The 25,340-nt window shown below is 38.0% G+C and carries 22 protein-coding genes and 1 tRNA gene; 11 read left to right on the top strand and 12 right to left on the bottom strand.

Annotated elements, in window-relative coordinates:
- Positions 1-229: 229 nt before the first annotated feature.
- Positions 230-2,371, bottom strand: coding sequence for a glycoside hydrolase family 97 protein (locus B5440_RS02865; protein WP_070054487.1), 2,142 nt, complete (start codon positions 2,369-2,371; stop codon positions 230-232).
- An 82-nt stretch (positions 2,372-2,453) separates the two neighbouring features.
- Complete coding sequence (locus B5440_RS02860) at positions 2,454-2,714, bottom strand: hypothetical protein (protein ID WP_070054486.1); 261 nt, start codon at positions 2,712-2,714, stop codon at positions 2,454-2,456.
- Positions 2,715-3,177: 463 nt separating this feature from the next.
- Here B5440_RS02860 and B5440_RS02855 point away from each other — a divergent pair, with 463 nt between their 5' ends.
- Positions 3,178-3,783: a DUF998 domain-containing protein gene (locus B5440_RS02855; protein ID WP_070054485.1), complete on the top strand. Its 606-nt coding sequence runs from the start codon at positions 3,178-3,180 to the stop codon at positions 3,781-3,783.
- A 45-nt stretch (positions 3,784-3,828) separates the two neighbouring features.
- Entirely contained in the window at positions 3,829-4,749 is a 921-nt protein-coding gene (locus tag B5440_RS02850) for a DUF4238 domain-containing protein (protein WP_070054484.1), read from the top strand.
- Between the two features lie 183 nt (positions 4,750-4,932).
- On the opposite strand, the gene lpdA is transcribed toward B5440_RS02850, so the two are convergent.
- The 8 genes from lpdA to B5440_RS02810 all read right to left on the bottom strand — a co-directional run bounded on the left by lpdA (position 4,933) and on the right by B5440_RS02810 (position 13,731).
- A complete protein-coding gene (lpdA, locus tag B5440_RS02845) occupies positions 4,933-6,342 on the bottom strand; it encodes a dihydrolipoyl dehydrogenase (RefSeq protein ID WP_070054483.1) in 1,410 nt (469 codons plus the stop codon).
- A 17-nt stretch (positions 6,343-6,359) separates the two neighbouring features.
- Positions 6,360-7,739 carry a 2-oxo acid dehydrogenase subunit E2 gene (locus B5440_RS02840; RefSeq protein ID WP_070054482.1) on the bottom strand — a complete coding sequence of 460 codons (1,380 nt, stop codon included), beginning with the start codon at positions 7,737-7,739 and terminating at the stop codon, positions 6,360-6,362.
- 10 nt (positions 7,740-7,749) lie between these two features.
- Complete coding sequence (gene aceE / locus B5440_RS02835) at positions 7,750-10,413, bottom strand: pyruvate dehydrogenase (acetyl-transferring), homodimeric type (RefSeq protein WP_070054481.1); 2,664 nt, start codon at positions 10,411-10,413, stop codon at positions 7,750-7,752.
- A 114-nt stretch (positions 10,414-10,527) separates the two neighbouring features.
- Complete coding sequence (locus B5440_RS02830; RefSeq protein WP_070054480.1) at positions 10,528-10,731, bottom strand: dodecin family protein; 204 nt, start codon at positions 10,729-10,731, stop codon at positions 10,528-10,530.
- Between the two features lie 200 nt (positions 10,732-10,931).
- Positions 10,932-11,606, bottom strand: coding sequence for a hypothetical protein (locus B5440_RS02825; RefSeq protein WP_070054479.1), 675 nt, complete (start codon positions 11,604-11,606; stop codon positions 10,932-10,934).
- Between the two features lie 100 nt (positions 11,607-11,706).
- Positions 11,707-12,720, bottom strand: coding sequence for an acyl-CoA dehydrogenase family protein (locus B5440_RS02820; RefSeq protein ID WP_232756013.1), 1,014 nt, complete (start codon positions 12,718-12,720; stop codon positions 11,707-11,709).
- Between the two features lie 50 nt (positions 12,721-12,770).
- A complete protein-coding gene (gene pnuC, locus B5440_RS02815) occupies positions 12,771-13,376 on the bottom strand; it encodes a nicotinamide riboside transporter PnuC (protein ID WP_070054478.1) in 606 nt (201 codons plus the stop codon).
- A gap of 283 nt (positions 13,377-13,659) precedes the next feature.
- Positions 13,660-13,731 (bottom strand) — tRNA-Arg (locus B5440_RS02810).
- A 209-nt stretch (positions 13,732-13,940) separates the two neighbouring features.
- Here B5440_RS02810 and B5440_RS02805 point away from each other — a divergent pair.
- Genes B5440_RS02805 through B5440_RS02790 form a run of 4 tightly spaced genes read left to right on the top strand, consistent with a single transcriptional unit; the run spans position 13,941 to position 16,424 of the window.
- Positions 13,941-14,243: a hypothetical protein gene (locus B5440_RS02805; protein WP_070054477.1), complete on the top strand. Its 303-nt coding sequence runs from the start codon at positions 13,941-13,943 to the stop codon at positions 14,241-14,243.
- A 47-nt stretch (positions 14,244-14,290) separates the two neighbouring features.
- Positions 14,291-14,986, top strand: a complete 696-nt coding sequence (locus B5440_RS02800; RefSeq protein ID WP_070054476.1) for a DUF2490 domain-containing protein — start codon at positions 14,291-14,293, stop codon at positions 14,984-14,986.
- A 51-nt stretch (positions 14,987-15,037) separates the two neighbouring features.
- Positions 15,038-16,042, top strand: coding sequence for a DUF1028 domain-containing protein (locus tag B5440_RS02795; RefSeq protein WP_070054475.1), 1,005 nt, complete (start codon positions 15,038-15,040; stop codon positions 16,040-16,042).
- Between the two features lie 28 nt (positions 16,043-16,070).
- A complete protein-coding gene (locus B5440_RS02790) occupies positions 16,071-16,424 on the top strand; it encodes a hypothetical protein (RefSeq protein WP_070054474.1) in 354 nt (117 codons plus the stop codon).
- Between the two features lie 222 nt (positions 16,425-16,646).
- Here B5440_RS02790 and B5440_RS02785 read toward each other — a convergent pair whose 3' ends face one another.
- Positions 16,647-18,197 carry a M20/M25/M40 family metallo-hydrolase gene (locus B5440_RS02785; RefSeq protein WP_070054473.1) on the bottom strand — a complete coding sequence of 517 codons (1,551 nt, stop codon included), beginning with the start codon at positions 18,195-18,197 and terminating at the stop codon, positions 16,647-16,649.
- A 142-nt stretch (positions 18,198-18,339) separates the two neighbouring features.
- Here B5440_RS02785 and B5440_RS02780 point away from each other — a divergent pair, with 142 nt between their 5' ends.
- Together B5440_RS02780 and B5440_RS02775 are read left to right on the top strand one after the other, a co-directional pair.
- Positions 18,340-20,733, top strand: coding sequence for a S9 family peptidase (locus B5440_RS02780; RefSeq protein ID WP_070054472.1), 2,394 nt, complete (start codon positions 18,340-18,342; stop codon positions 20,731-20,733).
- Positions 20,733-21,959, top strand: coding sequence for a cysteine desulfurase-like protein (locus tag B5440_RS02775; protein WP_070054471.1), 1,227 nt, complete (start codon positions 20,733-20,735; stop codon positions 21,957-21,959). Before B5440_RS02780 ends, B5440_RS02775 begins: the two co-directional genes overlap by 1 nt.
- 101 nt (positions 21,960-22,060) lie before the next feature.
- Here the strand turns inward: B5440_RS02775 and B5440_RS02770 are convergent, their stop codons facing one another.
- Entirely contained in the window at positions 22,061-23,203 is a 1,143-nt protein-coding gene (locus tag B5440_RS02770) for a cystathionine gamma-synthase (protein ID WP_070054599.1), read from the bottom strand.
- Between the two features lie 88 nt (positions 23,204-23,291).
- On the opposite strand from B5440_RS02770, the gene B5440_RS02765 reads away from it, so the two are divergent.
- Genes B5440_RS02765 through B5440_RS02755 form a run of 3 tightly spaced genes read left to right on the top strand, consistent with a single transcriptional unit; the run spans position 23,292 to position 25,340 of the window.
- Positions 23,292-24,083, top strand: coding sequence for a DUF3298 and DUF4163 domain-containing protein (locus B5440_RS02765; protein ID WP_070054470.1), 792 nt, complete (start codon positions 23,292-23,294; stop codon positions 24,081-24,083).
- An 11-nt stretch (positions 24,084-24,094) separates the two neighbouring features.
- Positions 24,095-24,448, top strand: a complete 354-nt coding sequence (locus B5440_RS02760) for an arsenate reductase family protein (RefSeq protein ID WP_070054469.1) — start codon at positions 24,095-24,097, stop codon at positions 24,446-24,448.
- Complete coding sequence (locus B5440_RS02755; protein ID WP_070054468.1) at positions 24,441-25,340, top strand: DMT family transporter; 900 nt, start codon at positions 24,441-24,443, stop codon at positions 25,338-25,340. The genes B5440_RS02760 and B5440_RS02755 overlap by 8 nt, the downstream gene beginning before the upstream one ends.

Genomic DNA, 25,340 nt, shown 5'->3' with positions numbered 1-25,340 from the left:
TTCGATTAATTTTCATACTAAAAATCCCATCCCAAAGTAGGGTTTGGATGGGCATTATCTATTAACACTGCTTAAAACTATAAATTATTTATTAATTTCTTATGAAATGCAGTTTCTAATTAAAAAACTTTTGATTAGATCGCTCTCAAAAGAAAACCCCCGCCAAATTGACGAGGGTTTCATATTATTAAAGCAATTTCAGTATAAAATTACATTATACTTTTTTGAGCTACAGTTTTTCAAGATCTTTTACTTCATCTTTGCTGGCTTCCATAATGCTAATCGCATAACCTCCACCAGGAGCAGATTTTTGTGAAAGCTCAGACTTACTATTCACTCGGTATTTTTTAATCTCATAAGCCTGCGGATTATCTTTATAATGCGCATCTTCAGCATCTGCATAAACCGTAGCGATATAGGTTTTCCCTTTTTCAAGGAAATCGAATTCAATTTCTGAAGTTCTTGGCGTAAGTCCGTTTACATTACCTACAAACCAGTTATTTCCATCTTTTTCTTTTCGTGCAATCGTAATGTAATCTCCAGGCTCGGCTTCCAGGTAAACACTTTTTTCCCAATCTATCGCTACATCTTTTATAAACTGAAATGCATCCATAAACTGCTCGTAATGCTTAGGCAAATCGGCCGCCATTTGTAAAGGCGAATACATTGTTACATACAAAGCCAATTGATTCGCCAGCGTGCTGTTTACGTGAGAATTATTGTCTGGATTCAGTTTACTGATATCCATTTCAAAAATTCCGGGAGTGTAATCCATGGGTCCGCCAATTAAACGCGTAAATGGCAAAACGGTCACATGATTTGGCTTATTTCCGCCGAAGGCCTGATATTCGGTTCCACGGGCCGATTCGTTGGCGATAAGGTTTGGCCAGGTTCTGGCAATTCCGGTTGGTCTAACCGCTTCGTGCGCGTTGATCATAATCTCATATTCCGCAGCTTTTTCAAGCGCATATTGATAATGATTAACAATCCACTGGCTATAATGATTTTCACCTCTTGGAAGAATATCGCCTACATAACCGGTTTTAACCGCGTTATAATTATTGGCTTTCATAAACTGGTAAGCCGTGTCTAAATGCCTTTCGTAATTTCTAACCGAAGCTGAAGTTTCGTGGTGCATAATCATTTCCACGTCTTTGCTTTTGGCATATTCCCTAATTTCATCTACATCAAAATCTGGGTAAGGTGTTACAAAATCAAAGACATAATCTTTAGAATTTCCAAACCAATCTTCCCAGCCTACATTCCAGCCTTCAACCAGTAAGCCGTCAAAACCGTGTTCTGATGCAAAATCAATATATCTTTTTACGTTTTCGGTATTTGCAGCGTGAGTACCATTCGGTTCAGCGGCTTCAAAATCGGTTTCACCAAGTTTTACTGCGGCAAATTCATCGGTATAATCCCAGGAGCTCATTCCCGTGATCATTTCCCACCAAACGCCCATATATTTCATTGGTTTAATCCACGAGGTATCTTCAATTTTGCTTGGTTCATTTAGGTTGTAAGTGATTCTTGAGGAAAGGATATCTTTTGCCTCATCACTTACAATTATAGTTCTCCAGGGTGTTTTTCCGGGAGCGATCATATAAGCCTTATCCCCATTCACATCTGGTGTTAACCAGGATTCAAAAACCATAGTTTCATCGTCTAGATTTAAGTGCATTGCAGGATAATCTAATAAAGCGGCTTCGTGTAAATTAATATACAGGCCGTCTTCAGTTTTAAGCATCAAAGAAGTTTGCACTCCTGTGGGTGAGAATGATTTTTGAGAAACATTGGCGGTTACCGCCTCTGCCATCAAGCCTCTTATTTCTGAAAGTTTGCTTTCGGTATAATCGTATTCCTGGGTATCATAATCGCCGGCGATCCAAAAAGCGGTGTGATCTCCGGTCATGGCGAATTCGGTTTTTTCATCTGAGATCACGAAATGCCCAAGCTTGGAGTCCTGCGGAAATTCATATCTAAACCCGAGTCCTTCGTTGAATAAACGAAAGCGTAAAACCAATTTACGCTCTGAATCTTCCTGATCTAAATGAACTACAAGTTCATTATAATGATTTTCAATCTCACTTTCTTCTCCCCAAACCGGCGTCCAGGTTTCGTTAAAAGTAGATTTTTCGGTGTTTTCTATGCTAAAATTAGAGGTAAGAGGTTGCCCTTCTTTTAACTCTAAACCAAGCTTACTATTTTCAATAATAGTTTCTCCTTCAAACTCCAGGTTATAAAGCGGAGTTCCATCTTCCTGAAGAGAGAATTTCATCTCCAGATCTCCATTTGGAGATTCCAGGCTTTGTGCATGGATACTTCCAAAAACAGCCAGGCATAGCAGGCTTAATATTAATCTACTTTTCATAAAATATACTTTTGTTTATGTGAGAATTCACAAAAGTAAGGTTTTATATTTTTCGAGGAAATTAAAGGTTCTGAAACTATTTTTAAGAAGCTAACATTTTAAAAAGCTCTTCGTCAATCTTAGCATTTTCATTTCGGTGATATTTGTTCAGCAAATTGGCTATTAATTCGCCTATCGCATCCTGACGATCTTCAGATTTATTCATAAACTGAATTTTTCCCCAGCCTCGAATATCGCAGACCATCATTCCCTTAGCATCCCAAATTGTTTGTTGCTTCGCATCATAATGCACAGGAAACTTTAAAGTTTCCAAAGCTAAATTGTTCTTTTCACTTAAATTCATAATCAATTTTTTACAATTATTTTAAGCAAAATTAGACGGAAACAAGCAGGGATAGGTTATTTAAAAATTAAGCCTGAACCCCTGGTTTTTAAGCGAATGTTAAGTTGAATTCCCATGCTTTCTCATAATAAAAACTTAGTATTTACTTGACCTTCGTTTAACTTAAATAGAACTGAACTGATCTATTTTTGGAGTGTATAATTGGGTAAGAAAGGGGGCAATTCTGAAATGATGGTCAAGCCCCCTTTTTTTATGCGATATTTTTTAAGGTTCTATATTGTTTAACACAATTCTAGCTACAACTTACCAGCTTGTAAACTCACATTAAGCATATATTCTGTTCCAAAGAATTTATTAACTTTACTCGATAATCGAGATTAAATGCTCCGTGAGCTTGCTATGAAGTAATTTACTTTTTAGCCTATTCAAAGGCTTTCCAATTTCCGAATTAAAAAAATCATCTATGAGTAAGAAATTCATTTACAAAACCTGCGGAGTTATTGGTATTTTAGGCTGCGTAGCTGTTTTGGCGGCCGATCTTATTGGGATTGCACTGCATGAAGCACATAATCCCATAAGAAACACGATTAGCATGCTGGCCATAGGTAAATACGGATGGATCCAGGATCTGGGCTTAGATATTTTGGCTATTGGTTTTTTTGCGCTTGCCATTGGACTTTATACCTGGAAGAATTCGGGCACAAAATGGATTATAAGTCTTATTATACTTGTTCTTATAAGCGTAGATCTCATCATGATCGCTGAACATAACCAGTATGCCGGAAGACCTGGCGATAAAATACATCGCAAACTCGTTTATGCCCTGGCACTTCTATTCCCCGCACTTGTTCTTCTTACAAGTTTTGATCTAAAATCATTAAAACCTTATCTGAAAAAATTCTCTTTCTGGATTGCTGGCTTATGGCTTGTTTTTGCTCCACTTTTACCTTTAATGCCAGATTCTATAAACGGTGGCTACGAGCGGCTGGTTTCTAGCTTAATAGTGATTTGGCTGGGTACAGTTTCTTATAATTTAATCTATGCTTATAGGAAGACTGAAAATACCTGATGATTATAAAATCAATTTTTAATCGATAGTTATGTGTTATGATATATGAGTGAACCAATAAAACACCATTATGTTCCACAGATTTATTTAAAGAGATTTTCTCTTAATAGAAATGGTGACATATTCACATTAAAAACCAGTACCAAATATCCAGCTTCAACAAGACTTACTAATAAAAGTAAGATATGCTATGAGGCAAAGAGATACACTTTCGATAATAAAGAAATTATAGAAAGATATAAAATTACCGATCCCAATGTTATTGAAAAAAGCCGCTTTTCATATGAAAACAAAGAATTAGAAGAATTATTTGACAAAATAGATTACCACAAAAAATTTACTAAAACACAATTCGAAAGATTAGTAAGAATCATTGTGGATATAAAAATGAGAAATCCAAGATTTAGCGAAAACTTTAAAAATTTTGATCCGAAATCTGATAAAGTTCAAAAAAAAGCTAAAAAATTTCTAGAGGATGCAGTAGAATTTTGCAAGAGAGCTGGTCTTAGTACTGATATAGTGAAAAAAGCTGAAGAGGCAGTTTATGAAAAATATAGAGATGAAAAGTATCTTCAGAATGTTTATAGAGCTGGAATTTATATTAATGAAAATGCGAGAGAAGAGTTAATAAAAAAATTAATTAAATGGGACGCACTTATAATGAAGACCAATTATGAAAATCCTTTTATAACATCTGATAATCCAGGATTTAATCTGAATGAAAAAGATCAAATTTTCAATACTGATTTTGATTCTGCTAATTCATTAGTTTTTCCAATTTCACCAAAGAGTATTCTAATTCTTAAAAGATCCGAAAAAAATGACCTCGGAATTTTTAAAAATGTCTCTTATAAAAAAATGAAAATCAATAGTGTTTTAAGCGTAAATAAAGCTACACTTAAGAATGCAAATGATATTATTATAGGTAATTCCAAAGAGCAATTACTAATAACAAAAAAAATTTAATATTATCACTCGTAATGCATGTTGATCGTCCAATAACGATAATGCAAAAAAAGGGAAGATTTTAGAAACCAAGTAAGCAAATGGTTAAGCCGACAAGATCGCGTCCATAATCCCGCATTATTCGATAACCGTGACTGTTACTGTTTGTTCCTTAAAAGATATTTATTTTAAACTTCACTCTTATTAAGCCTTTTTATAATGCGTAGCCTCACCGTAAAACAATTCGGCGCTTTCCATTATAGTTTCTGAAAGAGTAGGATGCGGATGAATAGTTAGCGATAAATCACTGGCTGTACTACCCATTTCGATAGCCAAAGCGATCTCTGGAATTAAACTCCCGGCATTTTTTCCGGCTACGGCTCCTCCTAAAATCACTTCGGTTTCCTTATCTATTAAAAGTTTGGTTAAACCCGCATTTTCTCCAATAGCAACTGCCCTTCCAGAAGCAGACCAGGGGAATTTTACACCTTTTACATTCTTATTTTTTTCCTTTGCTTCTTCTTCAGTAAGACCACACCAGGCGAGCTCAGGATTAGTAAATACAATTGCCGGAATTACCTTAGGATCGTAAGCGGCTCCTTTTTTCCCTGCAATCACTTCTGCAGCAATTCTACCTTCGTGACTTGCTTTATGTGCCAACATAGGTTCTCCTGTAATATCTCCTATCGCAAAAACGTGGTTCAATTTTGTTCGGCGTTTATCATCTACTTCCAGGAATCCTTTTTCGTTGGCCGAAATTCCAAGTTTTTTAAGGCCCAAATTCTGTGTATTTGGCTTTCTTCCAACAGCTACCAATACACAATCAAATTTTTTGCTCTGTTCTTCTTTTTTTCCTTTTAAGAAAACTTTCACCCCTTTTTTGGTGATCTTCACTTTTTCTACTTTAGTTTCAAAAAAGACATCTTTAAAAGGTTCGTTTTTCTTAAAAACCTTAATCAGGTCTCGATCTGTTCCAGGTAAAAATCCCGGGGTCATTTCAGCTATAGAAACTTTTGTTCCCAAAGCAGCATAAACACTCCCAAGCTCCAGGCCTATATAACCACCACCAACGACTAGCATTTTTTTGGGTATTTCCTTAAGTTCCAGTGCATCGGTAGCGTCCCAAATTTTCTCATGATCTATCTCCAGCTCGGGTAAGCCTACCGAAGAGGACCCGGTAGCAATAATCACTTTTTCAAAACTTAAACCCGAAGCCTTTCCTTTATTATCGGTTACTTCCAGTTCATTTTTGCCGGTAAATTTGGCCTTTCCCTGGATGTATTCAATATTTCGGGCTTTGCTCAGCTGCCCTAAGCCTTCTGTAAGTTTTTTCACCACCTTCTCTTTCCAGCTTGCAACTTTTTTAATATCTATTTTAGGCTCTTCAAATTTCACCCCCCACTTGGAGGCCTGGATAGCCTCTTCTTTGGTTTTTGCCAGGTGTAAAAGTGCCTTGGAAGGAATACAACCACGGTAAAGGCAAACTCCCCCGGGGTTAACCTCAGGATCAATAAGCGTTACTTTTATTCCGAGATCTGCGGCGTGAAAAGCTGCAGCATAGCCTCCGGGACCGGCACCAATAATCACAAGTTCTTTTCTATCTTTTTTTGCCATTGTTTCTGAGATTTAGATTAGCCCAAAAGTGCTTCGTACGGATCTTCCAGTGCTTTTACCAGCCAATTCATAAAACCAGCTCCATCGGCGCCATCTATTAAGCGATGATCATAAGATAAACTAAGTGGAAGAATGCTGCGAGGTTCAAACTTTCCGTCTATATAAACCGGTTTGGTAGTTGCCCGTGAAATACCGAGAATCGCCACCTGCGGATGGTAGACTATGGGTGTAAAATTAGTACCACCAATACCGCCGAGGTTTGAGATAGAAAAATTGCCTCCTTCCATATCTTCTTTAGATAGTTTTTGTTCCCGTGCTTTCTCTGCTATTTCTGAAATTTCTACCGATAGATCTTTGATACTTTTTTGATCTGCATTTTTAATCACCGGAACTAAAAGGCCATCTTCTGTAGCCACTGCAATATTGATATTTACATATTTTTTAAGGATCATTTCTTCCTTATCCATATCTATACTTGCATTGAATGTTGGAAACTTATGCAAAGCTGTGGCCACAATTTTGGTAAGTATGGCTGTAAGCGTGAGTTTACCACCGGCTTTTTCAACCTTCTCTTTATGATCTTCTATATAAGTTTCAACTCCAGAAATATCAGCTTCTCCAAACTGAAACACGTGTGGAATAGTTTGCCAGGAGAACAATACATTTTTGGCCGTGGTTTTTTTAATACTATTTAGCGGTTTAGTTTCTACCGCTCCCCATTTACTAAAATCGGGTAATTTAGCCTGGCCAGAACTGCTCTTTTTACTACCGCCTTCCTGGAATTCCTTGACATCTTTTTCAGTAATTCTTCCACTTTCGCCGCTACCACTTATTTCTTTTATATTCACGCCAAGTTCACGAGCTAATCGCCTTACTCCGGGAGAAGCATAGACTTCTTTTGAAGATGCTTCATCGGTTTCTTTATCTTTTTTAGACTTGGTGTCTTTATTTTTTTTCTTCTCATCTCCGTCCTTTTCATCCTCATCCTCATCATCTTCTTCCTGCTCGTCATCTTTTTCTTTAGACTTGGATTTGTCTTTTTTATTTTCTTCAGAATCGGATTCTTCTTCGTCTTTTTCAGAATCTTCCTTTTTCTTTTTTGAAGTATCTTCTTCTTTTTCTATAGTTTTCTCTTCCTCTTTTTCTTCTGAATCGTCATCGTCATCTTCCAGGATAATAATCACATCGCCTACGTTCACCTCATCACCTTCGCTAACTTTTATTTCTTTAATTGTTCCTCCGGAACTAGCAGGAACTTCGGCCGTAGCTTTATCGGTTTCTACTGAAATCACCGACTGATCTTCTTCAATCTTATCTCCTTCAGAAACCAGGATTTCAGAAATCACAGCGGTCTCTACGCCTTCTGATATTTGCGGAACTTTTATCTCTTTTGCCATAATTATCTTTTTAAGCCGTTCGTGGATTGGTTTTTTGTGGATCTATTTTTAGTTTTTTTACTGCTTTTTTCAACTCTTCCATGCTGATTTGATCCTGTTTAGCAAGGCCATATAAAGCCGCATAAGCAATATGTGAGGCATCGATCTCAAAGAAAGCACGCAAAGCTTCCCTATTATCACTCCTGCCAAACCCATCGGCACCTAAACTAATAAGTTCATCGGGGAAATAGGAAGCAAGGCTTTCGGGAAGCGCCTTCACAAAATCTGAAGCGGCTACAAAAGTGCCCTTTTCATCCTTCAACTGTTGCTCTATATAATTTTCATCTTTATTTACCTGGCCTTTTAGACGGTTAGTGCGTTCGGTATCAATAGCATTATCGTATAAAGTTTTATAACTGGTAATGCTCCAAATATCGGCGCCCACATCAAATTTTTCTTCCAAAATTTCAGCAGCTTCCAGTACCTCTTTCATAATAGCACCGCTACCAAATAGATGCGCCTTCTTTTTCTTCTTACGAGATTTAGATTTTCTGAATCTATATAGCCCGTTAATAATGGCGTCCCTATCCACATCTTCCGGCATTTCGGGCATAGGATAAGTATCATTTCCAATGGTGATATAGTAAAACAAATCCTTTTTATCTATATACATATTCTTAATTCCTTCTTCTACAATAACCGCCAGCTCATAGGCAAAAGCGGGATCGTAAGCTCTTAAATTAGGAAATGCCAGCGCGTATAAATGACTTTGGCCGTCCTGGTGTTGCAAACCTTCCCCGGGAATACTGGTTCTTCCGGAAATACCGCCCATCAGGAAACCTTTTGCACCTGCATCTGCCGCAGCCCACATTAGATCACCGGTTCTTTGAAAACCAAACATGGAATAGAAAAAGTAAAACGGAATGGTATTGATCCCGTGGGTCAAATAAGTAGTCCCTGCTGCAATAAATTCGGCCATACAACCAGATTCGGTAATGCCTTCTTCCATTATAGCGCCATTTTTGGCTTCTTTATAATAGAGCAAACTATCTTCATCTACCGGATCATATTTTTGCCCGTGGGGAGCGTATATTCCGGCTTGTCTAAAAAGGGATTCCATTCCAAAAGTTCGGGATTCATCAGGAATAATTGGTACTATTAATTTTCCCAAATTTTTATCCTTCATCAATTTGCTTAGAATCTGCACCATGGCCATAGTGGTTGCCGCGTAATCTTCGCCCGATCCTTTTAAAAAGCTTTCAAAAATTTTTACATCTGGAGCCTTTAATTTTGAGCTTCTGTCTTTTCGCTGCGGAATATAACCACCAAGGTCTTTTCGCTTTTCCTCCAGGTATTTTAACTCATCACTATCTTTCTTCGGTTTTATAAATGGAATTTTTTCCAGGTCTTTATCTGAAACCGGCACCTTAAAAAAGTCTCTAAATTCTCCCAGCTGCTCTTTATTGAATTTTTTGGTTTTATGCGAAACATTGCTGGCCTCACCGGCACTGCCCTGGCCATAACCTTTAACGGTTTGTGCCAAAACAATACTGGGCTTTTCCTTTGTTTCTAATGCTACTTTATAGGCATTGTATATTTTTTCTGAATCGTGGCCACCACGTTTAAAATTCCCCAATTCTTCATCAGAATAATCTTCAACTAACTTCTTTAGATCTTTATCACTTTCAAAGAAATCTTTCCGCAGAAATTCTCCGTCACTATAAGCGTATTTTTGAAGCTGGCCATCGGTAAGTTCACCTAATTTTTTACGGAGTTTCCCGGTTTTATCCTTTTCTATAAGTTTATCCCATTCCTTTCCCCAAAGCAGTTTCATCACATTCCAGCCGGCACCTCGAAACAGGCCTTCCATTTCCTGGATAACTTTGCTGTTACCTCGAACCGGACCGTCCAGACGCTGTAAATTACAATCTACCACAAAAATGAGATTGTCCAGTTTATCCCTTGATGCGATATTAATAGCTCCCCGGGCTTCTACCTCGTCCATCTCTCCATCGCCAATAAATGCCCAGACTTTACTATTGTCTTCGTCTATAAGTCCGCGGTTGTGCAGATATTTATTAAATCTAGCCCTATAAATAGCCTGGATGGGGCCCAAACCCATAGAAACCGTCGGATTACTCCAAAAATCCGGCATTAAATGTGGGTGCGGATAAGAAGTAAGGCCTTTTTCAGATTGTACCTCGTGGCGAAAATTTTCAAGGTTCTTTTTAGTTAAGCGCCCTTCCATATAAGCCCGGGCATAAATCCCGGGAGAAGCGTGACCCTGGAAATATATCTGATCCTGTACATTGTTTTCAATCTTAAAAAAATGATGAAAGCCCACTTCCCAAAGTTGTGCAATAGAGGCGTATGTAGAGATATGCCCACCAATTCCTTCATCAGCTTTATTGGCTTTTACCACCATGGCCATGGCGTTCCACCTAATATAAGCCAGGATCTTTTCTTCCAGTTCTAAATCGCCGGGATAATCCTCCTCTTTGTCGTGTGAAATAGTATTGTGATAAGGCGTGGTTAGTGTCTCAGGAAGCTCTACATCATGTTTTTTGGCTTCTTCCTGTAAAATATTTAGTAATTCCTCTGCCCTTTTAGTAGATTTATTTTCAATGATCCAGGTTAGCGAATCTATCCATTCCTGATTTTCCTGTTGTGTACTGTCTTTCTTACTATTGGCCATAAGTTATTTGTTGATTTCAAAAGAGATAGTGAAGCCTTGATGGGTAATTAAAAAAGGAAGATAAACTCAAGAAAAATTTATCTTCCTCTTTCTATAATTTCTATTTAAACGAAACTATTTATTTACGGTAAATGAGACTTTTGCGTTTACCGCATAGGTCGTTATTTGATTATTATCTACGTTGGCGTGCATTTCTTTAACATAAATAGATTTTATGTTACTTACAGATTTGCTTGCCTCTTTAAGTGCATTTTTAACTGCATCATCAAAACTTGTTTCTGAAGAGGCGATTACCTCAATTACTTTTACAATACTCATAATTTTATTTTTTGGTTAATGTTTAGCTTCAATTTAAAAAATAACAGGTTTAATTTCAATTGATTAACATAAGATTATAGGCAGATGTTAAAGAATTAAAAGAATAGAAGTGGCAAAGCACCAGACAGCGAAAAATTCAAAAAAAAATGCCGCCTATTATAAGGCAGCATTTAGTATTCTCTACAATTTTTTTAATTCAGTTATTTATCTGAATCGTCCTCATCTTCTATTTCCTTTTCCCATTCTGAAGCTATCACCTCTTCTTTTTTAATAAGGTTCCCGGAAGTTGTTATTTTAAAATGATCATTTTCTGATACTTCTAAATTCCAGATAATATTTTCAGCCTCCGGAAATTCTGCATCGCCATTCATTTGCTCTTCAAACAATCTTTTAACGATATTCCTGTCTGATAGGCCATCATTCAACAACCTCAACACCGATTTTTTACTTAAGCTGGAATCGGCAGCTTCATTTACCGGAGTGATAGAACAATTAATAATTGTAGCGCTGGAACTCGGAAACTTGCCATTAAAAGCTTTATAAAGTAATTGATTTACGTGGAATAAAGGAGCTTGCAATTCCATTTCAGGATATTCTTCACAAACAGTATCTATTAGCATATCGTTTGATATCTGTTCAATTTGTCCTTCAGATAATTGCTCCCCCAGCTTATACTCCAACACTAATTGTGCTGCTTCAGAAGGTTCAAAATCTGATATCGCCATAAATAATAGCTCTCTCAAATTTTCAGGATCAGAATCTTCAGCATCGGGAAAATCGAATTTTTTCAGTAATTGAATATAATCTTCCTTGGTCCAATACTCCCTTATCTCATCTACATTACTTACTTGCTCTATGCTTATTTTATATTTCATCTTAATATTTTATTCAGTTGTTAAACAGCATTATACCGCTTTTAGCATGATAATCATTTTCTACAACTTAATAGATGAAATTCCTGACTTTTAATCAACTTTATTTCGTAAAAATATGATGCTGTGTTGCCGTAAAATAATCACGGAAAACCTGGTTTAGAGGCTGATCGTTTCTGCTCGCTTTTATTCCGAGATAAGGAAATATTTCAATCATATTCTTTGAAATATTTTTTACTGAATTTGAAGCCGAAGAATGGACTTCTGCAATATATTCTGAATTAATGCCTTTGTTTGAATTGATCTTGTTCTCAATTTCCTTGGCGTACTCTGCAACTTTCAGATTGGAAATGGAGAGAACTTCGGCTAAAGAATTCAGACTTTTATCGGGCTTAAGTTCACGAGTTGCAGCCAGGAAATGTTCTGCCATACCAATATAATTTACCCAAAGCGTAAGATCGGCAAATACTGAAAACGGAATTTTAAAGATATCCTGAGGCTGATGAAATTCATTATAGATAAAACTGAAGCGTTGAGGAACTAAAACATTTTCCACTTTAAAAGAATGGGTACTTGAAGCTTTTAAGCCCATACTATTCCAATCTTCGATGATTTCTACCTCTTCCCGGGGAAGTACAAACGAAAGTATTTTGGGCGACCCATCTTTGTTTTTTAATGGTTTACCATCTTCCTGTATTTCAGCATTCAATGTAAAATGCGTTAAATAATTTGCGCCGGTGGCATAGCGCCAGGTTCCGGAAATTTTATAATCATCACCAATTTTTTCGGTTGTTCCAAAAACGCCTCCGCTTCCTCCCAAAATTGTAGTTTTTGAATCTTGAAAAATCTCCTTCGCGGCTGCTGGTTGCAGGTTTCCTATAAAATAGTTGGCGCCACTACATAAAGTTACCGTCCAACCAAGGCTGCCATCAATCCTGGCCAATTCCTGAAGTCTGGAAAGCCCTTCGGGAAATGATAATTCCAATCCGCCGTAATTTTTGGGCACCCATATATTCCAAAGATTTTCTCTCTGGATCCAGCTTAAAATTTTTTCAGGAAAAAGGTTTTTCCCAAAACATATTTTTTTCAGCTCTTGTGGCATCTGCTCTTCTACCATTACATAAAATTTAGATATTGAATTCCATATTTACAACTCCCGGCTATAATTTAATGGGCGGAAGCTAATTGCCCATTATGGGCTTTAACAATTTTTCGCCATTTAAAATATCCCGAAGTTCCTACTATAAACAGGAAGATCGTCAAACCGGCATATATGTATAATTCTTTGTAAATAAGTAAAGGAATGGAAATGGCATTGCTGATATTTAGAAAGATCCAGTTCTCCATTTTTCTTTTTGCCATAAGCCACATCCCGGCCCAGGCGAAAGCGCTCACCCCGGCATCCCAAAGAGGAACATCAGAATTGGTATGGAATCGAAGCCAGTAACTCATTCCTGTGAAACAAACCAAAACAATTCCGAGGGCTTTTAAGTGCTCCAATTTACTGGAATAGGAAATTGGGGTTTCTTCTTTCTCCTTACCGAATTTCCAGAAAAACCATCCGTAGATACTCATCACCAGGTAATACAGGTTTAAAATGATATCGGCATATAGTTTAGACTGGTAAAGTACCCAGAGGCTTATAAGAATGGCAACGATCCCAAATAGATAATTATCGATATTATTTTTTCTTGCCAGTAAAACCTGAACCACTCCAAAAGTAGTTCCGATAGCTTGTAACCAGGTAAGTTGTGTAAAGAAATCCTCTATCATTGCGTTCAAATTTTACAATGAAATGAGGTGATGAAGTAGCTAAAAGTTGCAGAAATACAACCTCAGCTTAAAAAATCCCTACGCCGGCATTATCCGGATCAGGTTCAGAGTAAATTACATCGAGGCGAAAAACATTTTTAGAAAATGAATCTTGATTCGAGTAAAAACTCCCGGGTATCATCTCAGCCTACCGTATGGCAAGCACCCCATTTCAAGCACAAAGCTATGATTTATTTAAGAAGATGTTGAAATTTCTTGAGGGTTTTGATAAATGCAGAAAAAGTAGCCTCGCCAGGAATCGAACCTGGATCTAAAGTTTAGGAAACTTCTATTCTATCCGTTGAACTACGAGGCCAATATTTAAAACTTACCTTAAAAACCCGGATCTTAGGTTTAGGATCCCGAAGCTTCGGGACTATTCTATCCGTTGAACTACGAGGCCTTGTAAGCGCAACAAAAATAATAATGTTTTCAGAAATTTATCATATTATAACTTAAAACTTCAGTCAGTTTCACGGCTTTTATTAACTTTAATTCGATTGTTTATTTTCAAAATAAAATTTTATGAAAGTCTTTTTTCTAAGCCTGTTTACCGGACTCATTTTTTTTGCTGCTACCTGTGACAGGGAAAAAACACAAGAACAAATGCAACTTACCGGAACTATAGAAAACCAGGGAATTACTTCTTACCAATATGGCACCCACGTTTTAAATTCAGAAGAGGATTTTTATGCTTTAAAAAGTGAAAAATTGAATCTGGACGAATTTGTAGGTAAAGAAATCAAAGTTTCAGGATCAAAAATAGAAGGTTATCCCGTAGATGGTGGCCCCGATTATATTCTGGTTACAGAAGTGAAAGAGCAGTAATACCATACTTTTTCACTGCGGAATGCTATATTTGCGAAAAAGCAAAAATGAAAAATTCACTTCTTTCCGCAATTCTATTTAGCCTTCTTATTTCCTTTTCTGCCAATGCCCAGATTGATGAAGATCAAACCGGCGCCTGGTATATGTATTTCTGGAACACTAATCTTGGCGAGAGTCAATGGGGTCTCCAGGGAGATATACAATATAGAAACTGGAATCTTGGTGGCGATTTAGAGCAACTACTTATTCGCGGCGGACTTACCTATTCGCCAAAAAATGCAGATGTAAAATTCACTCTTGGATATGGTAATATTACCTCTGGAACTTTTGGTGATAGCGACGATACTTCAGGTGAAAGCAGGATTTACCAGGAGGCTTTGCTTCCGCATAAATTAAGTGAACGTTTTTACCTCACACACCGCTTTAGATACGAGCAGCGCTGGGTAGAAGACCAGGATTTTAGAACCCGTTATCGCTATAATTTATTTTTAAATGTGCCTTTAAATCAGAAAAACCTCAACAAAAACGCTGTTTATCTTGCCTTATATAACGAGATCTTCATAAATGGCGAACGGGAAATTGGCGGTGGTAGAAGCGTAGAATTATTTGATCGTAACCGATTCTATTCAGCACTGGGTTATGCGCTAAAAGACAATCTTAAAGTCCAGGCCGGTTATATGACACAGACTACAGATAATGTGAGCAAAGGCCAAATTCAGCTTAGCCTGCATCATACTTTTTAAATAATTCAGTAGAGTTTCGCTATCTTTAACTTTTAATCAGAAACCTGCGTTATGAAGCAATTTTTACTCTTTAGCGTTTTACTATTTATCTCAACTTTAAATAGTAAAGCCCAAAATTCTGAAATTAGCGGAGACGCTTTTGCACATACCTATTCTATTGTAGCCCGGGATGCTAAAACCGGCGAGATGGCTGTGGGCGTTCAAAGTCATTGGTTTTCGGTTGGGCCTCTGGTGGCCTGGGGAAAATCTGGAGTTGGCGTGGTTGCCACCCAATCTTTTGTAAATCCTGCTTTTGGTCCCGAAGGCCTTAAACTTTTAAACGAAGGCTACACCCCGGAAGAAGCTATAGAAACACTTATTAATAACGATGAAGGTCGCGATTTTCGGCAATTAGCCATTCTTGGAAAATCGGGAAAAAATGCAGCTTATACCGGCGAAAATTGTGTAGCTGAAGCCCGGCATATTACCGGAGATAACTTTTCGGTTCAGGCTAATATGATGCTTAATGATCAAGTAGTTCCTGAAATGGCAAAAGCCTTTACTGAAAATGTAAATCTGCCTCTAGCCGAAAGAGTCGTAGCCGTTTTAAAAGCTGCTCAAAAAGCAGGTGGAGATATCCGCGGGAAACAATCGGCAGCTTTAATCGTGGTTGGTCCCGATAAAGTTGAAGAAGTTTGGAAGGATAAGAAAATAGACCTGAGAGTAGATGACCATAAAAACCCTATAAAAGAACTGGACAGACTGCTAAAAACAGCAAGAGCTTACGAATTTATGAACCGTGGCGATCTGGCTATGGAAGAAGGAAATGTAGAAAAAGCTCTGGAGCAATACGGCACTGCTGAAAGTATGTTCCCGGAAAACCTGGAAATGCGTTTCTGGAAAGCGGTGGCTCTTGCCAACAGCGCTCGTTTACAAGAAGCGAAACAAATTTTTGATAGAATTTTTGATGAAGACGAAAACTGGAGAACAATGTTGAAGCGTCTACCAAAAGCCGGACTTATAGATGTGACCGAAGAGGAACTAGAAATGCTCACCAGTCAATCTTCTAAGAATTAGTACCTTTAAAACTTAAAATATTACTGTTATGAAAATCACTATAAATAAAATTTTTCTCGGAATTGCTGTTTTAGGACTTACTGTTTTTACTTCGTGTAAAGAAGAAGAAAAAACTCCTGAAACTGCGCCAAATACTCAAATGACAGGAAACACTGCAGGTAGCGAAGAAACTCCAGATGTGAATCCTCCACATGGACAACCCGGTCACCGTTGCGATATGCCGGTTGGCGCTTCTTTAACTGAAGCCAACAGTACTGACACCCAACAGGAAATGACCACTTCCCCAATAAGAGTAAGACAAGACAAGCCTACTAAAAATCCTCCACACGGTGAGCCTTATCACGATTGCAGCATTCCTGTAGGAGGGGATTTGAAAGGTTAAATCTATAAGATTTCTATAAATCAAAACGTCATTAAGAACGGAGTGAAGTAATCTGCCATTAATTTACAGATTACTTCGTCCCTCTCAATGACGTTTTTTAAGTTCGTCAAGCTGAACTTGTTTCAGCTTCTAACTTGTTTTTACTGTCAACATCTTAGATCCTGAAACAAGTTCAGGATGACGTTTTAAAAAAAATCAAACAACCTTTTTATTAATTAGCCCTTAATCCAATCCGCCTTTTCTCTCAGCATCTCTTGGTTCAGGCCAGGTCATTTGTTCGCCTGTTCTTCTGTTAATTGGTAAAACAGCTCTTTCTCTTGAGGTAGTTTCAGGATCTTCGCTCGCCATATAAGTCATAATCGCGGTTAAGATCACATTACTGCGTACATCATCAAAAACAATTTTATCATAGGTATCTAAATTGGTGTGCCAGGTATAGTCCCAGTAAGACCAGTTTAAAGATCTCAACATAAACGCAGGCGCTCCGGCAGCCACGAAAGAAGCATGATCAGTTCCTCCGCTGGAAGGTGTTCCGGGGAAAGAAGTTTCAATCTCACTTTTTATTTCCTGTGGAACAGGTTCTAACCAACTTCCAATATAATCATAGGCGTGCAAAAATCCCTGTCCGCTAATATTTTTCACTCTTCCGGTTCCGTTATCCTGGTTAAATAAGGCCTGAACATTAGCTACAATTTCCGGGTTGTCCTTTACAAAAGCACGAGAACCATTAAGTCCCTGCTCTTCACTACCCCAATGCCCGGCAATAATAGTTCGTTTAGGGTTTGGATATAGTTTTTTAAGGATTCGCATCGTTTCCATCATCACCATAGTTCCTGTAGCATTATCGGTTGCTCCGGTTCCACCATCCCAGGAATCGAAATGCGCAGAAAGAATAACATATTCTTCAGGCTTTTCGCTGCCTTCAATTCTGGCTATTGTATTGAAAGTTGGCACTTCACCCAGATCTTTAGATTGGGCCACTACTTTTATCTCCGGTGCGTTATTATTTTCGGCTAAACGATAAAGCAAACCGTAATCTTCCAGAGCAAGATCTATAGTGGGAATATCATTGGTATACGCACCAAAAACCTTATTCGCACCAAATCCGTGAGACCAGTTTGAAGTTACAATACCTGCTGCACCGGCTTCTTCTAAAGCTTTTGGCAGTTCACGATAACCATATCCCGTATTTTGAATTCGGTTTCTCCAAAGAGAATCGGTTTCCTTTATGCTTTCCTGCATATTCTTCCAGGATTTTTCAGTAGCCCATTCTTCCCAGTTATATGGTGGTCTTCCGGTAGGTTCGTTTACCGATATCATCACGAATTTTCCTTTAACCGAGGAAAGCATTTCGGCAAACGCAGTAGAATCTTCTGCTTCAGGTAGAATAACTACCTCGGCAGTCACTCCTTTTTTTCCTGTAGAAGGGCTCCAGGCCAATTGCCGTCCATTTAAGGTTCTCACTCTTGGTTCTACAAGATCTATATGGGTAATTCCGCGTTCCCAGCCTCGCCAGGTTCCATATTCCTGATTTTCTGCTGAAATCCCCCAGCTATCATATTTTTTTACTGCCCAGTCGTGTGCGTTTTTCATTTGCGGGGTTCCCACCAATCGTGGCCCTACCACATCTACCATTTCGTGGGCAAGTTCTTCTAACTTTGAATTTTCATTGGCTTCCTTTACAATTTTGTCTACCATTTCTTCTTGCGCCTGCACCTGTAATGCACCGGCCACAAGGAATAAACTAAAAAGTGAACGTAAGTTTTTCTTCATTCTATTTTGATTAATATGTTAAGAATTGAGCCTAAAGATATCATTTATATTTTTTCAACTTCAAGCGAATGCTTTACTGTTTTTAGCATTTTAACTATATTGGCTGTGCTTTTAAAAATTAAAACGACAATTCCTTAAATCGATGAAAAAACATCTACCCAATCCCCTCAAATTTAAATTTCACTTTCTCTTTTTAACATTAATAGGTTTCAGTTTTATCGGCATCTCGCAAACAAGCGAGCTTTCCGTAGAAAAAATTATGCAGGATCCTAATTGGATGGGCACCTTCCCTTCTAATGTAAAGTGGAGTGCAGATAGTGAAACCATCTATTTTGACTATAATCCCGAGAAAAATACTGAAGATTCGCTTTATAAAATTGACTTGAGCAATACTTCAAAAATAAGCAAGGTAAGCCTTGAAGAAGAACGAAAGTTAATTCCCAGGTATGGCGACTTCAATAAAGCCAGAAGTAAAAAGGTCTATAGTGAAAATGGAAATTTGATGATTTACGAGCTAAAATCCGGTGAAACTACCCAGCTATTAGATCTTTCGGAAAGTATTTCGAATGCCGAATTCATGGCAGATGAAAATAAAATCAGCTTTAGCCTGGGCGAAAACGCTTTTATCTATAATAAAAAAGCAGGCAGCATTAAACAGCTTACTAATATTAAAAGCGGTAAAGCAAAAGAAGAGAAAGAAGACAAAACTTCGGAAAAAGATGCCTGGGTTAGAGATGAAAATCTTGAACTTCTGGAAGTTGTTAATCAGCGAAAAACCGAAGAGGAAAATGAAAAAGCTTATCGTGAAGCTACTGCGGAAGAAGAGAGCTTTACATTTTACCTGGAAGAGCGTAATCTTAGTAGCTTACAGGTTTCACCAAACGCAAAATTCGCAACTTTTAAGCTCATTACCCGCGAAGGTGGAGAAAACACCAATGTTCCAAATTATGTTGATGAGTCGGGGTACACCGTAAATCTGCCTGCCCGCAGTAAAGTTGGTGAAAATGAAACTAAAGTTGAACTTGCTATTTACAACTTTGAAAAAGACACGGTTTATAACATAAAGACAAATGAATTACCCGGAATTACTGATCTACCCGATTACGTAAAAGATTATCCAGATAAAGAATGGGAAGAAACCGAAAGAGAAGTAGTTCCCACTACCGTTTATTTTTCAGAAAATGGGGAACACGCCGTGGTTAACATTCGTTCTAAAGACAATAAAGACCGCTGGATCGCTAAAATAAACCTGGAAACCGGCGAGTTAAATACTTTAGACCGTCAGCGAGACGAAGCCTGGATTGCCGGGCCGGGAATTGGCTATACTTTTTACGGTAATGAAGAGATGGGGTGGTTGCCAGATAACAAACATATTTACTTTCAAAGTGAGGAAACAGGATATTCTCATCTATACCTGTTAGATGTTACTTCTGGCAATAAAAAAGCATTGACCAAGGGCGATTTTGAAGTTTTTGATCCGGAACTTTCCAACAATAAAAAACATTGGTTCTTAACGACTTCAGAAGTTGGGCCCGGCGAACGTCATTTTTATAAAATGCCGGTTATGGGTGGTAAGATGGAAAAACTGACTCAAATGGAAGGCAACAATGATGTTTACCTTTCTCCCGATGAAAAAAATATGGCCATTTTACATTCCTATAGCAATAAACCCTGGGAATTATATTTAAAGAAAACGAAAGCAAATGCGGAAGCCAAACAACTAACCGAAGGACAATCTGAAGCATTTAGCAACTACGAATGGAGAGAACCCGAATTAATAGAATTTGAAGCGAAAGATGGCGCTATGGTTCCCGCCAGGTTATACAAACCGGAAGCAGATGTAAAAAACAATGCTGCAGTAGTTTTTGTACATGGTGCAGGTTACCTACAAAACGCGCACAAATGGTGGAGCAGTTATTTTAGGGAATATATGTTTCATAATCTTTTAACAGATCTTGGCTACACCGTAATCGATATCGATTACCGCGGAAGTGCAGGTTATGGTCGCGATTGGAGAACAGGAATTTACCGCCATATGGGTGGTAAAGACCTTTCTGACCAGGTTGACGGCGTGGAATATTTAATAGAAAATCACGGAATAAACCCTGAAAAAGTCGGGATCTATGGTGGAAGTTATGGTGGTTTTATCACTTTAATGGGAATGTTTACCGAACCTGAAACTTTTAAAGCCGGTGCTGCATTAAGATCAGTAACCGATTGGGCCCATTATAATCATGGCTATACTTCTAATATTTTAAATGAACCGGCAGCTGATCCTATTGCTTACAGAAGGTCTTCTCCCATTTATTTTGCTGAAGGATTAGAAGGGGATCTATTGATCGCCCACGGAATGGTAGATGTAAATGTTCATTTTCAGGATGTGGTTAGGCTTTCTCAACGTTTAATTGAATTAGGCAAAGAAGACTGGGAAATGGCAATTTATCCCGTAGAAGATCACGGTTTTGTAGAACCCAGCAGTTGGACCGACGAATACAGAAGAATTCTTGAATTGTTCAACGAAAGCCTTTTAGACTAATGGATATTGAATTTGTAAGAAACCAATTTCCGGCGCTGGAAAGGGAATTCACTTTTATGGATAATGCCGGCGGGTCACAAACTTTAAAGAAAGTAGCAGAACGCATCAGTGGGTATTTGTTACATCATAATGTTCAATTGGGTGCGTCGTATAAAGTTTCCAGGGAAGCAGGAGAAAAACTCACCTACGCCACCAAACAGGTAAGTAAATACATAAATGCGGGCAGACCCAAAGAAGTGGTAATTGGCCCTTCTTCTTCTATGCTCTTACGAATTTTAAGTATTTGCATAAGCAAGCAATGGCAGGAAGGCGACGAGGTAATTGTCACCAACACAGATCACGAGGCAAATGTTTCTCCCTGGACAGATTTAAAGGAAAAAGGGATAAAAGTAAAAGTCTGGAAGGCAAATCCTGAAAGCCTTGAATTGGAAATAAGCGACCTCAACAAATTGTTGACCAAGCGCACTAAGTTAGTAGCCGTAACCCACGCTTCTAACATTTTAGGAAGTATAAATCCTATTAAAGAAATTGCAAAAACCGTGCATAAGGCTGGCGCGCTTATTTGTGTAGATGGAGTTGCTTACGCACCTCATAGACGTGTAGATGTTAGAAAACTGGATATAGATTTTTATGTGTTTAGCTGGTACAAAACCTATGGCCCACATTTAGCGGTGATGTACGGAAAGTACAATCAGTTGTATAAAATGGATGGTATAAACCATTATTTTTTTACGAAAAAAGATGTGCCTTATAAGTTCCAACCCGGAAATTTCAACTTTGAACTCACTTATAGTTTACTGGGAATTACAGAATATTTTGACCAGTTATTCAAGCACGAATTTCCCAGGGAGAAAAAGGTAGATTTTCAGCAAAAAATGGATAAGATCTTTGAACACATAGGGCGCCACGAAGAGCGAATTAGCAAACCCCTAATTAATTATTTAGCTGAACATCCAGACATTAAAATTATTGGTAAAGAGACTGCCGATAGGGAAAAAAGAGTACCCACAATTTCATTCGTACACCATAAAATGAAAAGCGATAAAATTGTTGAAAAAGTAGATGATTATCGTATCGGGATTCGGTTTGGAGATTTTTACGCTAAAAAATTAATTGAAGACGCAGGTTTAAAAGAAAAGAACGGCGTGGTAAGAGTTAGCCTGGTGCACTACAACTCTCTTGATGAAGTAAAAAGATTGATTTGGGTTTTAAAGAAAGTGATTTAGTACGTTTTTAAGATTTCGTCATTGCGATTCAAACCGGGATCGCAATGACAAACCTCTTCAATATTGAAACCACTAATTAAATATCTCTGAGAAAAGTCAAACTAGTCTAAAGCTTGCTTCAAGTCGTTTATTAGATCTTCTTCATCTTCAATTCCTACGCTTAACCTAATAAGGGAATCTACTACTCCGGTTTTTTCTCTTTCTTCTTTCGGGATAGAAGCATGGGTCATACTTGCAGGATGTCCGGCCAGAGATTCTACGCCACCAAGCGATTCTGCCAAAGTGAACACTTTTAAGTTTTCTACAATCTTTGTAGCACTTTCCAGGGTGTTTTCTTTAGTGGTAAAAGAGATCATTCCTCCAAAACCTTTCATTTGCTTTTTCGCGATATCGTGATTGGGATGATCTTCAAATCCGGGCCAGTAGACCTCTCCTACTCTTGGGTGTAATTTTAAAAATTTTGCCACTGTTTCTCCATTTTCACAGTGACGCTGAATTCTAAGATGCAGCGTTTTTATTCCGCGTAAAACCAAAAAGCTGTCTTGCGGCCCGCAAATAGCACCGCTCGCTTTTTGAATAAAGTAAAGTTTTTCAGCTAAGTCTTCATCTTTCACCACCAGGCTACCCATTACCACATCACTATGTCCGCCTAAATATTTTGTAGCGCTGTGCATTACAATATCGGCTCCCAGTTCTAGAGGTTGCTGTAAATAGGGAGTAGCAAAGGTGTTATCAACCGCCAGCAATAAATTGTTTGCTTTCGCGATTTTAGAAACCGCTTCAATATCAATAATATTCATCATCGGGTTAGTGGGCGTTTCTACCCAAAGCAGTTTAGTATTTTCGTTGATGTATTTCTCAATATTGCTAGCTTCACCCATCCCGATAAAGTGGAATTTAATTCCCATCTTTTCAAAAATGGAAGTAAATAACCGATAAGATCCGCCGTAAAGATCGTTTGTGGTTATAATTTCATCCCCGGGTTTAAAAAGCTTTAAAACTGCATCTATTGCCGCAAGACCAGAGCCAAATGCAATACCAAATTTACCATTCTCAATACTTGCCAAGGACTTCTCAAGGGCGGTTCTTGTAGGATTTGCACTTCGCGAATATTCAAATCCTTTATGGCCACCAGGTGTACTTTGCGAATAAGTAGTGGTTTGATAGATTGGCGGCATTACAGAACCGTATGCCGGATCTATATTTTCCTGGCCTCCATGTATTGTTTTGGTATTAAATTTCATAAGTCTTCGGTTTATAGCAAATGTAGCAGGCTCATTGTGTTTAAGCAAAATAGGTTTATCTTTATTCAAGTATTTAACAGCCTTTTATATGTTTCAAAAATTAGTTCCTATTATAGCGATTTTTCTCTTATTCACCTCCTGTCGCGACGAAAAAACGGACACCCGGGTAAAACAGGTTAAGGGTGATACCGAAGCTTTAAGCTTTTACGACGAAGGTCTCTTACCAAAAGATTTTGAAGCGTGTAAGAATGCAAAATGCCCTAAAATTAGGGTGAATTATTTACAGTTTAGGGAAGATCGTGAAGCTGCGCGGGCTATGAATCGATACAATGAAAAAATCCTTACTAAAATATTTAATAATACTGAAGAAGACACCAATGCCGAGAATATAAAAGCGGCGGTTCAGGAATTTATTAATGATTACCAGAATTTTAAAAATGATTTCCCATATTCTCAAGCGGGTTATGAAGTAGAGATCTCGCAAGCTGTAATAAGCCAAACCAAAGAGCTTTTAACGCTGGAAACCGATTTTTATATCTTTACCGGGGGCGCTCATGGGTATGGCGCTACCAGGTATGCAAATTTTAATATTAAGTCTGGCGAATTGCTAGAAAAAGACGATTTATTTTCTAACCTCGAGGCTTTTAAAGATTTTGCTGAAAAAGAATTCAGAAAAAAATATAAAATTCCGGAAGGAGAAAACATCAATGCTAAAGGATTTTTCTTTGAAAATGATAAATTTGCGCTTCCAGAAAATATAGCCGTTACCAAAAATCGGGTGATTCTGGTCTATAATCGCTATGAAGCTGCCAGTTATGCAGAAGGAGAATTGAAATTATCTATTCCGAAGAACAAAGTAGCACAATGGCTTATTTACTAAACTAAACCACCATGAATAAAGTTTATCACCTCTCAAGCTGCAACACCTGCCAAAAGATTTTAAAGGAACTGAATTTGCCAGCTTCTTTTGAGACTCAGGATATCAAAGAAGAAGAAATCACCAAAGAGCAACTGGAAGAGATGGAAGCGCTTGCAGGAAGTTATGAAGCTTTATTTAGCCGAAGGGCACGTCTCTATCGCGAAAGGGAACTGAATAAAAAAGAGCTTTCTGAAGCTGATTATAAAGAGCTCATTCTAGATCATTATACGTTTCTAAAAAGACCGGTGATTCTCAATAATGATGAAATTTTTATAGGTAATTCCAAGAAAACCGTTGCGGCGGCCAAAGCAGCCGTGCATGGATAACAAACGTATTTGGGCCATCTTCGCAGCCATTGGCGCAAGTGCGATCTACGGACTCAACCACACGATTGCCAAGGGCGTAATGCCTACTTATATTGAACCTTTTGGATTTATTTTTTTAAGGGTTTTTGGTGCAGCTATCCTATTTTGGGGAATTAGCTGGCTGGGACCCAAAGAAAAGATTGCTACTTCTGACTGGCCAAGAATTTTAGGCTGTGCCGTTTTTGGAATGGCAATTAATATGCTGTTTTTCTTTAAAGGCCTAAGCCTCTCTACCCCTATTAATAGTTCGGTAATTGTAACGCTTTCACCGGTTATGGTGCTTATTCTGGCTTCTATTCTAATAAAGGAGCGCATAACTTTACTCAAGACCCTTGGAATTATTGTTGGTTTAGCGGGTGCTTTGGTGTTGGTGCTTTTTAGCACCGATAGTACCGTAAGCGCGCCCAACATTCCTTTGGGTAATATTCTTTTTATAGTAAACGCATTTAGCTACGGACTTTACCTCATTTTGGTAAAACCACTTACAAAAAAATATCACGCGCTTACTTTAATGAAATGGTTATTTTTTATAGGAGTTCTTATAAATTTCCCTATTACCATTGGTGAATTCACCGAAGTAAACTGGGCAAGTTTACCATTTGATGCCATTTGGAAAATGGCTTTTGTGGTAGCAGGAACCACCTTTTCCACCTATTTACTTAATATTTATGCTTTAAAACAACTTTCGGCCTCCACCATAAGTGTATTTATTTATCTCCAACCACTAATCGCGATTACGTATGCGATTTTGACCGGCGCCGATGAGCTTAATATGGTAAAAGCAGTAGCAGCAATTTTGGTATTCGTAGGGGTTTATATGGTGACGAAAAAGAAAACCGAAGTTAGGGCATAG

Source organism: Salegentibacter salarius, assembly GCF_900168265.1.
Taxonomy (GTDB): domain Bacteria; phylum Bacteroidota; class Bacteroidia; order Flavobacteriales; family Flavobacteriaceae; genus Salegentibacter; species Salegentibacter salarius.
Note: the sequence above shows the minus strand (reverse complement) of the source record. Positions and strands in the feature narration are given on the sequence as shown.

Coding starts and splice junctions, on each gene's coding strand:
- B5440_RS02790 (WP_070054474.1), top strand. CDS start 16,071: ATGAAAATCACTATAAATAAAATTTTTCTCGGAATTGCTGTTTTAGGA.
- B5440_RS02770 (WP_070054599.1), bottom strand. CDS start 23,203: ATGAAATTTAATACCAAAACAATACATGGAGGCCAGGAAAATATAGAT.
- B5440_RS02840 (WP_070054482.1), bottom strand. CDS start 7,739: ATGGCAAAAGAGATAAAAGTTCCGCAAATATCAGAAGGCGTAGAGACC.
- B5440_RS02830 (WP_070054480.1), bottom strand. CDS start 10,731: ATGAGTATTGTAAAAGTAATTGAGGTAATCGCCTCTTCAGAAACAAGT.
- B5440_RS02805 (WP_070054477.1), top strand. CDS start 13,941: ATGAAAGTCTTTTTTCTAAGCCTGTTTACCGGACTCATTTTTTTTGCT.
- B5440_RS02780 (WP_070054472.1), top strand. CDS start 18,340: ATGAAAAAACATCTACCCAATCCCCTCAAATTTAAATTTCACTTTCTC.
- pnuC (WP_070054478.1), bottom strand. CDS start 13,376: ATGATAGAGGATTTCTTTACACAACTTACCTGGTTACAAGCTATCGGA.
- aceE (WP_070054481.1), bottom strand. CDS start 10,413: ATGGCCAATAGTAAGAAAGACAGTACACAACAGGAAAATCAGGAATGG.
- B5440_RS02795 (WP_070054475.1), top strand. CDS start 15,038: ATGAAGCAATTTTTACTCTTTAGCGTTTTACTATTTATCTCAACTTTA.
- B5440_RS02825 (WP_070054479.1), bottom strand. CDS start 11,606: ATGAAATATAAAATAAGCATAGAGCAAGTAAGTAATGTAGATGAGATA.
- B5440_RS02800 (WP_070054476.1), top strand. CDS start 14,291: ATGAAAAATTCACTTCTTTCCGCAATTCTATTTAGCCTTCTTATTTCC.
- B5440_RS02775 (WP_070054471.1), top strand. CDS start 20,733: ATGGATATTGAATTTGTAAGAAACCAATTTCCGGCGCTGGAAAGGGAA.
- B5440_RS02765 (WP_070054470.1), top strand. CDS start 23,292: ATGTTTCAAAAATTAGTTCCTATTATAGCGATTTTTCTCTTATTCACC.
- B5440_RS02760 (WP_070054469.1), top strand. CDS start 24,095: ATGAATAAAGTTTATCACCTCTCAAGCTGCAACACCTGCCAAAAGATT.
- B5440_RS02865 (WP_070054487.1), bottom strand. CDS start 2,371: ATGAAAAGTAGATTAATATTAAGCCTGCTATGCCTGGCTGTTTTTGGA.
- B5440_RS02855 (WP_070054485.1), top strand. CDS start 3,178: ATGAGTAAGAAATTCATTTACAAAACCTGCGGAGTTATTGGTATTTTA.
- B5440_RS02785 (WP_070054473.1), bottom strand. CDS start 18,197: ATGAAGAAAAACTTACGTTCACTTTTTAGTTTATTCCTTGTGGCCGGT.
- B5440_RS02755 (WP_070054468.1), top strand. CDS start 24,441: ATGGATAACAAACGTATTTGGGCCATCTTCGCAGCCATTGGCGCAAGT.
- B5440_RS02850 (WP_070054484.1), top strand. CDS start 3,829: ATGAGTGAACCAATAAAACACCATTATGTTCCACAGATTTATTTAAAG.
- B5440_RS02820 (WP_232756013.1), bottom strand. CDS start 12,720: ATGGTAGAAGAGCAGATGCCACAAGAGCTGAAAAAAATATGTTTTGGG.
- B5440_RS02860 (WP_070054486.1), bottom strand. CDS start 2,714: ATGAATTTAAGTGAAAAGAACAATTTAGCTTTGGAAACTTTAAAGTTT.
- lpdA (WP_070054483.1), bottom strand. CDS start 6,342: ATGGCAAAAAAAGATAGAAAAGAACTTGTGATTATTGGTGCCGGTCCC.